Annotated in this window: 13 protein-coding genes; 7 read left to right on the top strand and 6 right to left on the bottom strand. The window is 69.6% G+C overall.

All coding sequences use genetic code 11. The features are described 5' to 3' along the window. The first annotated feature begins 28 nt into the window (after window positions 1–28). Both IBL25_RS05600 and IBL25_RS05595 read left to right on the top strand, forming a co-directional pair. The gene (locus IBL25_RS05600; protein ID WP_187777569.1) at window positions 29–721 is read left to right on the top strand and encodes a GntR family transcriptional regulator; all 693 of its coding nucleotides are present in this window, start codon (window positions 29–31) and stop codon (window positions 719–721) included. 86 nt (window positions 722–807) lie between these two features. Beyond that, window positions 808–1,794 (top strand): Bug family tripartite tricarboxylate transporter substrate binding protein, encoded by a 987-nt coding sequence (locus IBL25_RS05595; protein WP_187777568.1) that lies wholly within the window; start codon window positions 808–810, stop codon window positions 1,792–1,794. Window positions 1,795–1,831: 37 nt separating this feature from the next. Here the strand turns inward: IBL25_RS05595 and IBL25_RS05590 are convergent, their stop codons facing one another. Continuing rightward, window positions 1,832–3,892, bottom strand: coding sequence for an AsmA family protein (locus IBL25_RS05590; protein WP_367615564.1), 2,061 nt, complete (start codon window positions 3,890–3,892; stop codon window positions 1,832–1,834). 145 nt (window positions 3,893–4,037) lie between these two features. Here IBL25_RS05590 and IBL25_RS05585 point away from each other — a divergent pair, with 145 nt between their 5' ends. From IBL25_RS05585 to IBL25_RS05575, 3 genes are all read left to right on the top strand, one after another. Further along, window positions 4,038–5,903, top strand: coding sequence for a monovalent cation:proton antiporter-2 (CPA2) family protein (locus IBL25_RS05585; protein ID WP_187777567.1), 1,866 nt, complete (start codon window positions 4,038–4,040; stop codon window positions 5,901–5,903). 53 nt (window positions 5,904–5,956) lie between these two features. Further along, on the top strand, window positions 5,957–6,790 hold the full coding sequence (locus IBL25_RS26835) for a DUF2272 domain-containing protein (protein ID WP_238940240.1): 834 nt from the start codon (window positions 5,957–5,959) through the stop codon (window positions 6,788–6,790). A gap of 105 nt (window positions 6,791–6,895) precedes the next feature. Next, window positions 6,896–8,155, top strand: coding sequence for a multidrug effflux MFS transporter (locus tag IBL25_RS05575; RefSeq protein WP_238940239.1), 1,260 nt, complete (start codon window positions 6,896–6,898; stop codon window positions 8,153–8,155). Window positions 8,156–8,165: 10 nt separating this feature from the next. On the opposite strand, the gene modD is transcribed toward IBL25_RS05575, so the two are convergent. From modD to hisD, 5 genes are all read right to left on the bottom strand, one after another. Further along, window positions 8,166–9,017, bottom strand: a complete 852-nt coding sequence (modD, locus tag IBL25_RS05570) for a ModD protein (RefSeq protein ID WP_187777566.1) — start codon at window positions 9,015–9,017, stop codon at window positions 8,166–8,168. A gap of 148 nt (window positions 9,018–9,165) precedes the next feature. Continuing rightward, window positions 9,166–9,573, bottom strand: a complete 408-nt coding sequence (msrB, locus tag IBL25_RS05565) for a peptide-methionine (R)-S-oxide reductase MsrB (RefSeq protein WP_187777565.1) — start codon at window positions 9,571–9,573, stop codon at window positions 9,166–9,168. Between the two features lie 44 nt (window positions 9,574–9,617). Continuing rightward, window positions 9,618–10,379 (bottom strand): SDR family NAD(P)-dependent oxidoreductase, encoded by a 762-nt coding sequence (locus IBL25_RS05560; RefSeq protein ID WP_187777564.1) that lies wholly within the window; start codon window positions 10,377–10,379, stop codon window positions 9,618–9,620. After that, the gene (locus IBL25_RS05555) at window positions 10,379–11,317 is read right to left on the bottom strand and encodes a 3-hydroxyacyl-CoA dehydrogenase (protein WP_187777563.1); all 939 of its coding nucleotides are present in this window, start codon (window positions 11,315–11,317) and stop codon (window positions 10,379–10,381) included. Before IBL25_RS05555 ends, IBL25_RS05560 begins: the two co-directional genes overlap by 1 nt. Window positions 11,318–11,344: 27 nt before the next feature. Next, complete coding sequence (gene hisD, locus IBL25_RS05550) at window positions 11,345–12,652, bottom strand: histidinol dehydrogenase (RefSeq protein WP_187777562.1); 1,308 nt, start codon at window positions 12,650–12,652, stop codon at window positions 11,345–11,347. A 141-nt stretch (window positions 12,653–12,793) separates the two neighbouring features. Here hisD and IBL25_RS05545 point away from each other — a divergent pair, with 141 nt between their 5' ends. Together IBL25_RS05545 and IBL25_RS05540 are read left to right on the top strand one after the other, a co-directional pair. Next, a complete protein-coding gene (locus IBL25_RS05545; protein WP_187777561.1) occupies window positions 12,794–13,402 on the top strand; it encodes a DUF2937 family protein in 609 nt (202 codons plus the stop codon). Between the two features lie 166 nt (window positions 13,403–13,568). Beyond that, window positions 13,569–13,745: a hypothetical protein gene (locus IBL25_RS05540; RefSeq protein WP_187777560.1), complete on the top strand. Its 177-nt coding sequence runs from the start codon at window positions 13,569–13,571 to the stop codon at window positions 13,743–13,745. The last annotated feature ends 48 nt before the right edge of the window (window positions 13,746–13,793 follow it).

Here is a 13,793-nt window from a genome sequence, read left to right as displayed (position 1 = left end):
CAATGCGAGCTCTGCTATGGCAGATGAGATGGCTCCTGTCCCCGCCCCGCTCGCGCTGAACCCGCTGCCAGCGGAAGACGATCTCCGCCCCCTGGCCGACCGTGCCTATGAGCGGCTGCGGGAAGCCATCGTGGACGGCCTCCTGACTTCCGGTGCCAAGCTGTCGGAACGGAGCCTTGCCGCCGCCCTGGGCATTTCGGCCCAGCCGGTGCGGGAAGCCCTGCGCCAACTGGAAGCCGAGGGCATGGTGGAAACCCGCCCCCGCAGCGGCTCCTTCGTCGCGCCGCTGGATACCGCCCGGCTGGTGGAGATGGGGCGCATCCGCGCCGCCCTGGAAGGCGCCGCCGCCGGGCTGGCCGCCCGGCGCGCCAAGCCCGCCGATGTCACCGCCCTGCGCTGCCGCCTTTCCGCCATGCGTGCCGCCACGACGCTGGGAGATCCGGCGGTGCTGCGGCGGGCGAACGAGGCCTTCCACGACACTCTGCATGCCATCGGCGGAAACAGCTTCCTGATCCGCAGCCTGAACGCGCTGGGCGCCTATGACCATATTGGCCGTGCCCGGGCCCTGGCGGCGAAGAACGAGCCGCCCCAGGCGCTGGACGAACACGCCGCCATCCTCGACGCCATCGCCGGTGGCGAAGCCGAGGCGGCGGAAGCCCTGATGCGCGCGCATGCCCTCCGGTCCCTGGCCGTGGCCTTTCCAGAGGAAGCGGGTGGCTGAGACGTGCCGGCGGTGCCGCCGCCGGATGACGTGCCTGAATAACTGAACCGGCGGGCGGCCAACGCACTGCCACAAGGAGGAATGGAATGAGCAAGCTCTTCCCGCGCGCGGCCCTGGCCGCAGCCATGCTGACGCTGGCGGCGCCCTGGGCCGCCTCGCCCGCGGCGGCGCAGAACCGCGCCTACCCGACCCAGCCGATCCGCGTGATCGTGCCCTTCTCGGCCGGCACGTCGGATACCGTGGCGCGCCTCGTCGGCCAGAAGATGAGCGAGACGCTGGGCCAGCCGCTGGTGGTGGAAAGCCGCCCGGGCGCCGGCGGCAATATCGGCAGCGAGGCCTGCGCCCGCGCCACGCCGGATGGCTATACCATCTGCCTCGGCACCATCAGCAGCCACGCGATCAATCCATCGATCTTCGTGAAGATGCCTTACGACAACCTGAAGGACTTCGCGCCGATCACCCAGCTCGCGGCCCAGCCGAATGCGCTGGCCGTGACCAACGACCTGCCCGCGAAGAACATCCAGGAGCTGATCACGCTGCTGAAGGCGAACCCGGGCAAGTACAACTACGGCTCCTCCGGCGTCGGCACCTCCATCCATCTGGCCGGCGCGCTCTTCTCCCAGCTCACGGGCACGGAGATGGAGCATGTGCCCTACCGCGGCAGCGGCCAGATCATGACGGCGCTGCTGAGCGGCGAGTTGCCGCTGGCCTTCGACAACTTCTCCTCCGCCTGGCCTTTCGCCAAGGAAGGCAAGATCCGCATCCTGGGCGTGACCTCCGCCACGCGCAGCCAGACGGCGCCCGATATCCCCGCCATCGCCGAGACGGTGCCGGGCTTCGAGAGCCTGTCTTGGCATGGCTTCTTCGCCCCCGCCGGCACGCCGCCGGAGATCGTGGCGCGGCTGAACAAGGAGGCCGTGGCGGCGCTGAAGTCCGACACCGTCGCCGCCCGCTTCCGCGAGCTGGGCATCACCCCCATCGGCAACACGCCGGAGGAGTTCCGCACCTTCATCGCCAGCGAGACCAAGCGCTGGGGCGATGTGGCGCGCAACGCGAAGATCCAGGTGGAATAACCGGACCGCCCCGGGGCCCAGGCCCCGGGGCATCGCCTTACCGCCGGCCGCCCGCGCGGCTGGCGAGCGACTTGCAGCCGCTGTCCTCATCCGTGCCGAACTGGATGGTGGGCAGAATGGCCAGCAGCGGGTTCAGGAAGCCCAGCGCCACGGCGGCGCCGCCCCGCGCGCCCAGCTCCACCGGGTCCGGCAGCACGCTCGGGTCGCGAAACGTGCCACCGATGCGGATGTCGGTGGACAGGGCACCGATGGTGAAATCGCGCGACTGGGTCCGCAGCCGGTAGGCGATCTGCTCCCGCCCCAGGTTCACGCTGCCATCGCCGACAATGATCGCCTCATCGGTGTCGATGATGGCGGATTGCGTGTTCAGCACGCCATCCTGCAGCCGGAAGTCGGCGATGAAGCATTGCAGCGAGGTACGGCTCGGGATGCCAAGCGCCGAGAGGACGGCATTGGCGATCCGCAGCCCTGACAGATCCACCAGCAGCGCCGAGAGATTGCCGCCCGAGGTGGTCAGCGTGATCCGCCCATCGCCGGTGCCCAGCAGCTGCGCCAGGGATTTGCCGGTGGCCCGCAGTTCCGCTCGCCCGGTGAGCGCGCCGCCGCCCTCCGAGCCCGCCGCCTGCATCAGCTTGGAGATGTCGAGGCGCTGGAACTCCGCCTTCACATCCGCCCGCAGCCCGCCGCCATTCACCGGGGAAAGCTTGCCCGTGAACAGCATCTGCCCGCGCCCGACACCGAAGGAAATCGGGTGCAGCTCCACATTGCCTTCCACGACGTCGAACTCGGCGCGCAGATTGTCCAGCGGCTGCTGGCGACCGCCGCGGATCGAATTGGCGCGGTATTTCACATGCACATCGGCGGCGGTCAGCTTCGGCATATTGACCGGTGTGTCGGGCAATACGCGCTCGCTGGGCTTGGCGGGAGCCTTCTCGCCCGGCTCCTCACCGATGAAGCCGGCCAGGTCATCCAGGTCCACCAGGCGTGACGTCAGGTTCACCGTGACATCCGGCCTTTCGCGGCGAGGCAACACGGCAACCTCGCCATTCAGGTCGCTGCGGCCGACGGTGCCCTTGATGTCGCTGAAGCGGATGCGCTCGGCCGTGTAGTCCAGCGCGCCGGCCACGCGGTAGCGCGGCGTCTGGGGAATGGGCACGCCGGTCAACGGCGTCAGCAGGCCCATGTCAGGTCCCGCCAGCACCAGTTGCAGCGCCGCGCCCTTGAAGTGGATGGGGTCCTGCAAGGTGCCCTGCAGGGAGACGCTGGTGGGGCCGTTGTCCACCCGCAGTTGCACCGGCCAGGGCTTCTCCGCCTCCCGCAGCGAGAGCAGGCCGCCGCCCACCAGCCGTGCCTTGATGGGCTGGCCGGCATAGGTGCCCTCGGCGCCGACCACGATACGGGAAGGCTCGGCCGCCAGTTGCGGCAGCATGTCCGGCATTCCCTCGCCCGGCGGCTCGGGCGCTGGGGGCGGCGGCAGCGGCAGGCCGTTCTCGGCGATCACCATGGTGGAGACTGGCTCCGGCTCGGCCTCAGCGGCCGTCTCCGCCTCACGCTTCTCGTCACCCTCCGTGGACATGCGCAGGTCGAAATCGGCGCGCAACTGCGGCAGCACCACCTTGCCCTGGCCATCATGGATGCGCAGCGCGCCAATCTGCGGCTCCTGCGCCGGCTGCGCGTTCGGGTCGGCTGGCGTGTCGCTGCTGCCGGTGTCGAAAACATAGTTGGCGCGGCCATCCGGCATGGCGCGCACGTTCAGGATGGGCTTCTTGGCCTCGATCCAGGGCAGCACCAGGCCCCGCCCCTTCCACCAGTCCCAGACATTGATGGCGGCGGAGAGCCGTTCCACCCGCGCGAAGGGCGTGGGGTCGGTGAAGCCCTCGGGGTTGCCGACCACGACCCCATCGGCCGTCACCACCACGGTGCGGCCGAGCTTCACATGCAGATGCTCCAGCGTCACCTCCCGGCCCAGGGCGGCGGAAGCGCGCGGCTCGACGATGGGGATCAGCCAGTCCCACCGGAACAGCAGCAGGAACAGGCCAATGGCCAGCACCGGAATGCCGAGCCAGAGCAGCCACCTGCGCGCACGATGGTTCGCCACGGCGTTCCTCCACGTCTGCCAGCCTTCCGCATCCAACGTCGCCGGCGGCGAAGGGTTGTGCCTTCCGTGACGCTCAAGCCACCGTGAGGCGGCCTTCCACGAGGCGGTGGCTATCCTGGCCGCGCAGACGAGAGGCGGAGACGGCATGGCGGCCGAGCATGGTAGCGATCTGGTGCAGGCAGTGGTGGTGCTGGCCGCCGGGGTGGTGGCGGTGCCCTTGTTCCGCCGGCTGGGGCTGGGCTCGGTGCTGGGCTATCTGGCGGCGGGGCTGGCCATCGGCCCCTTCGGGCTGCGCTTCTTCCAGGACCCGCAGGCCGTGCTGCACGTCGCGGAACTGGGCGTGGTCATGTTCCTCTTCGTCATCGGGCTGGAGATGCAGCCCTCGCGGCTCTGGGGCATGCGGCGGGATATCTTCGGCTCGGGCCTGACGCAGGTGGCGGCCTGCGGCGGCTTGCTGACGGCGCTGGGCTGGCTGCTGGGCTTTCCGCTGTCCATGGCCTTTCTGGCCGCCATGGGCTTTGTGCTCTCCTCCACCGCCATCGTCATGCAGATCCTGGAGGAACGCGGGGAAACCAGCACCCTGGCAGGCCAGCGCATCGTCTCCATCCTGCTGCTGGAGGACCTGGCCATCGTGCCGCTGCTGGCTGTGGTGGCGGTGCTGGCGCCGGTGCCCTCGGGCGGCAGCGATGCCTCGCAATGGGTGACGGCCGGCATCGCCGTGGCGGCCATCGCCGCGCTGGTGGCGGTCAGCCACTGGCTGCTGACGCCGGTCTTCTCCGTGCTGGCCAATGCCGGGGCGCGGGAGGTGATGACCGGCGCCGCCCTGCTGGTGGTGCTGGGCGCCGCCCTGGCCATGCAGGCGGGCGGGCTCTCCATGGCCATGGGCGCCTTCGCCGCCGGGGTCATGCTTTCCGAGAGCCCGTTCCGGCGGCAGTTGGAGACGGATATCGAGCCCTTTCGCGGCATCCTGCTGGGCCTGTTCTTCATGGGCGTTGGCATGTCGCTGGACGTGGCGCTGGTGGGGCGGGACTGGCAGATCATCCTGGCCGGCGTGGTGGTGATGATGGCGGTGAAATCCGCCGGCATCCTGATCGTCGCGCGCATGACCTGCGCCGGCACGCGGGAGGCGCTGCACCGCGCGGCCCTGATGGGCCAGGGCGGCGAATTCGCCTTCGTGCTCTACGCCGCCGCCACCGCCGCCGGAATCTTCGAGCCCCGGGTGAACGCGGTGCTGACGGCGGTGGTGGTGCTGTCCATGGCGCTGACGCCCTTGGTGGTGGCGGCCATGCGCCTGCTGCCGGAGCCCGCCGCGGCGCCGGATCTGGAGGGTGTGGAAGGCGCCGAGCGGATCGGCGCCGTGCGCGACCATGTGCTGATGATCGGCTTCGGCCGCTTCGGGCAGGTGGCGAGCCAGGCGCTGCTGGCGCGGGGCATCGACATCACCATCATCGAATCCGACACGGAGATGATCCGCGCCGCCGCCGGCTTCGGCTTCAAGGTCTATTATGGCGACGGGCGGCGGCTGGACGTGCTGCATGCCAGCGGCGCCGGCCATGCCCGCGCCGTTCTGGTCTGCACCGACCGGCCGGAGACCACCACCGCCATCGTGCGGCTGCTGAAGGCCGAGTTCCCGCTGACACCGGTGATGGCCCGGGCCTATGACCGCCCGCATGTGCTGGCGCTGCTGAAGGCGGGCGTCGATTTCCACATGCGCGAGACCCTGGAATCCGCCCTGGCCTTCGGCACCGCCACCCTGCGCCAGCTTGGCGTGGAGGAAGAGGCGCTGGGCGAGATCGAGGCCGATATCCGCCGCCGCGACCGTGCCCGGCTGGAACTGGAAGGGCTCGGGGAGCGGGAGGCCGCGCGGGCCCTGATGCATGGCAACCGCATGGTGCCGAAGCCGCTGACCCGCCCGCGCCAGGCCGGGCAGGCGCTGAGCCAGGAGACGGAGGCGGTGATCCGCGAAGCCGCCGAGCGCGATGCCTTGCACCAGGACGGACATCCTGTGTGACGCAAAGCCTTCTGCCGCGTTGAAGCTTCCGCAACCGAGGCGGAGCGGACCTGATGCGCGGATGGATGAGGAAGGGGCTGGCCCTGGCGATGGCCGGGGCGGCACTGCTGGCGGGCTGCGCCTCGCCACCTCCGCCACCTGTGGTGCCGCCGGCCTCCGTCCCGCCGGCGACGCAAAGCGCCGCCCTGGTGCGCGCCGCGCTCACGGAGTGGGACCGCTGGGGCCGCCTGACGGTGGATGGCTGGCCAGAGGCCCTGCCGGTTCAGGCGGCGCCGGAGAACTATTCCAGTATCCTCACCTATTGGGAATCGGTGCCGGAAGGACCCGGAGTCATCCGCCGCCACCAGGACACGCATGACGCCCTGCTGGCGGGGCTGACGGAGATGCTGCCGGAAGGCGCGCCACCTGCCGCCCTGCCTTCCATCTCGCTCTGGGCCTATCCAGCCTGGTCAGCGGCTTTCGTCAGCTACGTCATGCAGCGGGCGGGGGTGCCGGGCTTCGTCTTCCCGCCCTCGGCCGCGCATTCCACCTATATCGACGCGCTGCTGGCCGGCTGGGCCAGCTACCCGGAGGGCGCCCCCTTCCGCCCCCACGACCCCTCCGAATACGCACCTCGCCCAGGGGACCTGATCTGCGCCGACCGCTCGTCCGCGCCGCTCTACCACTGGCAGGACAAGCTGGCCGAGGCCGGGCAGTTCCGTCCCATGCATTGCGACGTTGTGGTGGCCTCCGGCGGTGGGGTGGTGCAGGCCATCGGCGGCAATGTGCTGGATGCGGTGGTGCTGCGTCGTTTCCCGGCCGACCCCGCCGGCCATGCCCTGCCACCGCCCTGGGACAAGCCGCCCTTCTTCGTGGTCTTCGAGAACCGGCTGGACAGCGCGCCATGATGTGACGGGGCCTGAGCCCGGCAGCAGCCCTGTCCCGCCCCGCGGCCGCTTACCTCCTCCCGGCAGGTGCAGTAGAGACGGCCGCGACAGAACAGGAACAGGCATATGGCAAACATGGACGGGGCCACCGCGCCCCCCCGGCTCAAGACCGCCGTGCCGCATCCCGGCATGGGCTTCCGGGAATTCGTGACGATTATCGCCGCCATGATGATGACCAATGCCCTGGCCATCGATTCCATGCTGCCGGCACTGCCCGAGATCGGCCATGCGCTGGGCGTCGCCACCGACAACCAGCGGCAATGGATCATCACCGCCTACCTGCTGGGCTTCGGCGCGGCGCAGATCTTCTATGGCCCGCTGGCCGACCGCTACGGCCGCAAGCCGGTGCTGCTGGCCGGCTTCGGCATCTATACGCTGGCCAGCCTGATCGCGATGTTCAGCGGCAGCTTCGAGACCATGATGGCGGCCCGCGTGCTGCAGGGCATCGGCGCGGCCAGCACCCGGGTGCTGGCGGTCTCCATCGTGCGGGACTGCTACGCGGGGCGGAAGATGGCGCAGGTGATGTCGCTCGCCTTCATCGTCTTCCTGGCGGTGCCGGTGGTGGCGCCGACGCTGGGGCAGCTGATCATGCTGGTGGCGCCCTGGCCCTTCATCTTCCTCTTCCTGGCGGTCTTCGGCGGGGCGGTCAGCCTCTGGGCGCTCAGCCGCCTGCCCGAGACGCTGCATCCGGAGGACCGGCTGCCCATCGCGCCCGGCCGCATCCTGGCCGCCTTCCGCTTCGTGCTCAGCGACCGCGTCGCGGTGGGCTACATGCTGGCCATGACGCTGATGCTGGGCAGCCTCTTCGGCTTCATCAACTCCGCGCAGCAGGTCTTCGCCGATACCTTCCAGGCGCCGGAACTCTTCACCACCATCTTCGCGGCCGTCGCCATCGCCATGGCCGTGGCCTCGGTGCTGAACGCCAGGCTGGTGGGGCGCTTCGGCACGCGCCGCATCTCCCATGCCGCGCTGCTGGGCTATATCGCCTTCGCGCTGGTGCATGCGGGGGTCGCGCTCTCCGGGCATGAGAACCTCTGGAGCTTTGCGTTGCTGCAGGCGGGGATGATGTTCTGCTTCGGCCTGACCGGCCCCAATTTCGGCTCCATGGCCATGGAACCGCTGGGGCATATCGCCGGCACAGCCTCGGCGGTGCAGGGCTTCGTCACCACCGTGGGCGGCGCGCTGATCGGCTTCTTCATCGGCCAGCAGTTCAACGGCACCACGGGGCCGCTGATGGTGGGCTTCGCCACCTGCGGCCTGGCCGCGCTGGCGGTGGTGTTCTTTGCCGAGGGCGGGCGGTTGTTCCGCCCCCGCCAGGGCGCCTGACGGCCGGGCCTCAGCCCAGCCGGTCCATCGACACCTTTACCTCCAGCGGCGGTGCCGCATAGGGGGCGGAGGTGACGAGGACATCGGCCCCCGCCCGCGCATAGGCGGCGGCATTGCCTTCATGGATGTCGCCCGCCGCGGCCAGCACGGGGCGGTCGGGATGGTCCGTCAGGGCACGGGCCACCTCGGCGAATTGCTCCGGCGGCAGCCGGTCGCATTGCACGGTATCGACGCCGGCATGGGCCAGCAGCACCGCCTCATCCACGCTATAGGCTTCGACCACCAGCCGGCGGGCCGGCTGCGCGGCACGCAGGCGGGACACCCAGCGATGCGCCGGCTCCCGCCCCAGGAAGGCACGGTGCTGGGCGGAGACCAGCAGGCTGTCCGAAAGCCCCAGGCGGTGCGGGATGCAGCCGCCGGTCATGATGGCCTTCAGCATCACGTCCTTGACGCCGGGCAGGTGCCGGCGGGTGCAGGCCACCACGATATCCGGCCGCGCGCTGCGGGCCTCGCCGCGGATTCGGGCGGCGCGGCTGGCGACGCTGGAGGCTGTCTCCATCAAAGCCTGCGCCGCCTTGGCGGCCAGATGCAGCGCGGCGGCCGGCCCCTCGGCGGTCAGGATGGTGCCGCCCTCCTCCAGCAACCCACCGGAAGCGGCGACGCGATGCACATCGGTGCAGCCGGCGAGGCGGAACAGCGCCTCGGCTTCCTCGGCGCAGCAGAGCGTCATGGTGGCGCCGGCGCGCAGCACCGCCTGACCCCGCGTCTCGCCGATATCCAGGGCCTGGGTGGTCAGGTCGCCGTAGGGAGCGTCTTCCCGCAGCATCGCTTCCAGCCGGGCGGTGGAGATCAGGAATGTCATATGGCTGGTTTCCTCTTGCGCGGGTGCCTGAGGAAACACGATAGCGCCGTCCGCGCCAGGGCATGACAGGACGCAGCGGGCGGCTCGCATGCCGCTGCGTCATGCCTCGGGCTTGGCCCACGCCGGATCTACGGCGCGGGCCAGGGCGTCAGGCGGGGGTGAAATCCATCGCCACGCCATTGATGCAGTAGCGGTTGTGGGTGGGTGGCGGGCCGTCCGGAAAGACATGGCCGAGGTGGCTGCCGCAGCGGGAGCAATGCACCTCGGTCCGCACCATGCCGTAGCTGCGGTCGATCGTGGTCTCCACCGCGCCTTCCAGCGGCTCGTCGAAGGAAGGCCAGCCGGTGCCGCTCTCGAACTTGCGGCCATTGGTGAAGAGCGGCTGGCCGCAGCCGACGCAGGAGAAGGTGCCCTGCCGCTTCTCATGCAGCAGCGCGCAGGTGCCGGGGCGCTCCGTGCCGTGCTGGCGCATCACCTGGTATTGCTCGGGCGTCAGGCGCTGGCGCCACTCGGCATCGGTGAAGGTGACGGGATATTGGCGAGTATGAGTGTCCATGGGGCATGGCTCCGTGGAAGTGTGGCAGGAGAGATGGGGTCTCCCTACTCCGCCGTCCAGCCGCCATCCACCAGCATGGCCGACCCGGTCATCAGCGCCGAGGCGTCGGAGGCCAGGAAGAGCACCGCCCCCATCAGGTCCTCCACCTGCCCAATGCGGCCCAGCTTGATCTTGCCCAGCACGTGGTCCTTGAAGGCCGGGTCCTCGAAGAAGGGGCGCGTCAGCGGCGTCTCGATGAAGGTGGGGCCGATGCTGTTCACCCGGATGCCATGCGGCGCCAGGTCGATGGCCATGGCCTTGGTCAAGCCCTCGATGGCGTGCTTGCTGGCGCAATAGACTGTGCGGCGCGGCCCGCCCACATGCCCCATCTGGGAGGAGATATGGATGATGGAGCCCGGCAGCCCGGCCTCCACCAGCCGCTTCGCCACCGCCTGGGCGGCGAAGAAGGCGCCGCGCAGGTTCAGGTTCATCACCGCGTCGAAATCCTCCACCGTCACCTCAGTGAAGGGCGCCGGGCGGTTGGTGCCGGCATTGTTGACCAGGATGCCATAGGGTTCCCGCGCCGCCAGGGCGGCGGCGGTGGCCCTGGTGTCGCCCATGTCCAGGCAGAGCGTATCGGCGCTGCCCCCGGCGGCGCGGATAGCCTCGGCGCCCTCCGTGATCTCATTGGCCGTGCGGGCGGCGAGGGTGACATGCGCCCCCGCCTCGGCCAATGCGGCGGCGGCGGCGAGGCCGATGCCCCGCCCCGCCCCCGTCACCAGCGCGCGCCGCCCGTCCAGGCGGAAGGATGGCGTGCGGGGCAGCATCACGAGGCCTCCGCGTTCTTCAGGTGGCGGGCCAGCGCCATCAGCCGGCGGTCGCGCCAGGCGCGGCGGGTGGCGAGGTCGGAGGCCGGCAGCACCTCCCGCCGCTGCGCCTCGATCTGGCCGATCAGCGCCTCGTCCCAGACGCGGTGCTCATCGGTGGAGGCGGCGATGCTGTGGTAGAGCGGGCCCAGGCGTCGCGCGTAATCCGCCACGCCGCCAGGGGCATTGAGGTCGATGGTCTCGAAGGGCCCCATGAAGGCCCAGCGCAGGCCGAGGCCCTTGGAGACCGTCTTGTCCACGTCCTCGGCCGTGGCGAGGCCGGCTTCCACCAGCCGCCAGGCCTCCATCAGCAGCACGCCCTGGAGGCGGTTGAGGATGAAGCCCTCGATCTCCCGCGTCATCTCCACCGGCGCCTGGCCGACACGCTCCATGAGGGCCCGCACGGCCTTCACCGTCTCGGGTGCCGTCCAGGGGGCGGGCACCAGCTCCACCACCGGGGCCAGCGAGGGCGGGTTGACCGGATGCGCCACCAGGCAGCGCGCCTTGCAGGCCACGTGGTCTGTATAGGCCGAGGCCGGGATGCCGGAGGAGGAGGAACCCACCAGCGTCTCGGGCCCGATCACCGCGTCGATGGCGCTGAAGACCTCGCGCTTCACGTCCGTGCGCTCAAAGGTGCTTTCCTGCGCGTAGACGGCGCCGTCCAGTGCCTCCTTCAGCGTGGCGGCGACGGAAACGCGGCCCAGGATGGCCGGCGGCTCATCCTCCACCAGCCCATAGGCGGCGAGGTCGTTGAGCTGCTGCGCCACCACCTCCCGCCCCTTCTCCGCCCCACCGGGCGCGGCGTCGTACAGGGCGACCTCGCATCCCGCACGGGCGAAGACCACGGCCCAGCCGCTGCCGACCAGGCCTGTGCCGATGATGGCGATCTTCTCGGCCATTGAGTGCGCTCCTCCCTCGATCTTCTCTTATTCGGCGGCGGCGCCGTAGGGCACGTTCTTGCCGCCGTAGCGCCGCACCCGCAGGTTGGCCTGTTCGCCATGGCCCGTGAAGCCTTCCAGCGCGCAAAGGCGGGAGCAGTATTCGCCGATGCTGGCCGAGGCTTCATCCGTCAGCACGCGCTGATAGGTGCAGGTCTTGAGGAACTTGCCGACCCACAGGCCGCCCGTGTAGCGCGCCGCCTTCTTGGTGGGCAGCGTGTGGTTGGTGCCGATGACCTTGTCGCCATAAGCCACGTTGGTGCGCGGGCCGAGGAAGAGCGCGCCGTAGTTCGTCATGCGCTCCAGGAACCAGTCGGGGTCCTCCGTCATGACCTGCACATGCTCGGAGGCGATCTGGTCGGCGATCTTCAGCATCTCCTCATCGTCTTCCGCGACGATGACGGCGCCATGGCTTTCCCACGCCTTCCGCGCGATCTCGGCGGTAGGCAGGATCTTCAGCAGGCGCTCCACCTCGGCCATGGTCTCCCGCGCCAGCTTCTCGGAGGTGGTCAGCAGGATGGCGGGCGAATCAGGGCCGTGCTCGGCCTGGCCCAGCAGGTCGGTGGCGCACATCTCGCCATCCACGGCCTCATCCGCGATCACCAGCGTCTCGGTGGGGCCGGCGAAGAGGTCGATGCCGACGCGGCCATAGAGCTGCCGCTTGGCCTCGGCCACGAAGGCATTGCCGGGGCCGACCAGCATGTCCACGCTCTCGATGCTCTGCGTGCCCAGCGCCATGGCGCCGATGGCCTGGATGCCGCCCAGGCAGTAGATCTCATCCGCCCCCGCCATGTGCTGCGCGGCGACGATGGCCGGCGCCGGCTTGCCCTGGTAGGGCGGCGCGCAGGTGATGATGCGCGGCACCCCCGCCACCTTGGCGGTGATGACGGACATATGGGCCGAAGCCAGCAGCGGATACTTGCCGCCCGGCACGTAGCAGCCCACGGAATTCACCGGGATGTTCTTGTGGCCGAGCACCACGCCCGGCAGCGTCTCCACCTCGATATCCTTCAGCGCGTCCCGCTGCGCCTGGGCGAAGTTGCGAACCTGGGTCTGGGCGAAGGCGATGTCGTCCAGGTCGCGGTCCTTCAGCTGGGCCATGCAGTCCTGGATCTCGGAGGGGCTGAGGCGGTAGCCGTCGCGGTCCCACTTGTCGAAGCGGATGGAGAGTTCGCGCACCGCGACATCGCCGCGTGCCTCGATATCCAGCAGGATGGCTTCCACCGTCTCCCGTACCTGCCGGTCAGCGGATTTGGCGGCTTCCACATCGGTGCCGCGCTTGAGCCACTGTGCCATGGATCACTCTCCCTCAATTTGTTGCATACGTATGCAATCAGCCTAAACCAGCTTTCGGCGAGCCGCAACGGGCTGGCATCACCCGCAACCCCGCACCCCCGCACCGCTTTCCCGACCAAGGGCAGCAAGGAACAGGTGCCGATGCGGCGCTTCATCGCGGGTTGGCTTTCGGACAGCATCCGCTTCGGGCTGGGGCTGGCGCTCGCACTGGCGGCGCTGCAACTGCCGGCGCTGACCCATGCCTATACTGCCGCCCTGTTGCAGGTGGCAGAGGGAACCCGCCGCGACATCGACCAGCGCAAGGAGATCGCGCGCCAGCATTACCGCTGGAACGAGGCCCTGGCCGATGCCGCCGCCGTGGATGCCCTGCGGCCGCTGGAGCCCGCGAATGCCGAAGGCCTGGCCGCCTCGATGAGGCGGGAGGAACTGCTGCGCGACAGCCACAGAAGGCTGCTGGCTACGCCGGAGCTGCTGCGGCCGCTGAAGGCAGGCTGGGCGCTGGCGACGGACATGAGAACCGAGGCACGGGAGGTGCTGCGCATCGCCTGGGCCACGCATGTGCCGCAGGTGGTGATCAGCACCGCAGGGGCGATCTATGGCTTGGCCGGGCTGATGCTGGGCCTGCTGCTGGCGCAGCTTCTACTGAGCCTGCTGGGGGCCATGTGGCCGCCGAGGCCTGGGCCGAAGCCCCTGCGCAGCCCTGGCGAGCGGCGGCGCCCCACCCTGCCGGCCCGTGAGCCCATGCCATAATTCGGCGACCATCGCCTCAATTCAGCCCATTCTGTTCCTGGATCGTTGCAGTTCCTGCGTTTAATTCGGGCTGAAAATGGCAGAAACGTGACCCTCCCCGCCTTAATTGGGGCTGGAATGTGGCAAGGCTCTGCCCTAATTGAGATGCAGAGCAGGAGGCCGACCTATGGACAGCAAGCTGATCGAGATCCGCAGCACCAAGAAGACCCGTGAAGACGCGGTCGCCGCCGCCCGCCGTGAGCGCGAGAGTGCTGCCTATGCCGAGCTGGCCGAGATGAATGGCAACTGGAACAGCTGGGGCGAGAAGAACAGCTTCCTCATGGGCTCCTACCGCCCCTTCTGACATCTGCGGCCATGTTTGCCGTGGAAGCCAGCACAACACGTGCCGTTA

The organism is Pseudoroseomonas ludipueritiae (genome assembly GCF_014490445.1).
In the GTDB taxonomy this organism is placed as follows: Bacteria; Pseudomonadota; Alphaproteobacteria; order Acetobacterales; family Acetobacteraceae; genus Pseudoroseomonas; species Pseudoroseomonas ludipueritiae.
The sequence above is the reverse complement of the archived record's forward strand: the minus strand, read 5'-3'. Positions and strand labels throughout refer to the sequence as shown.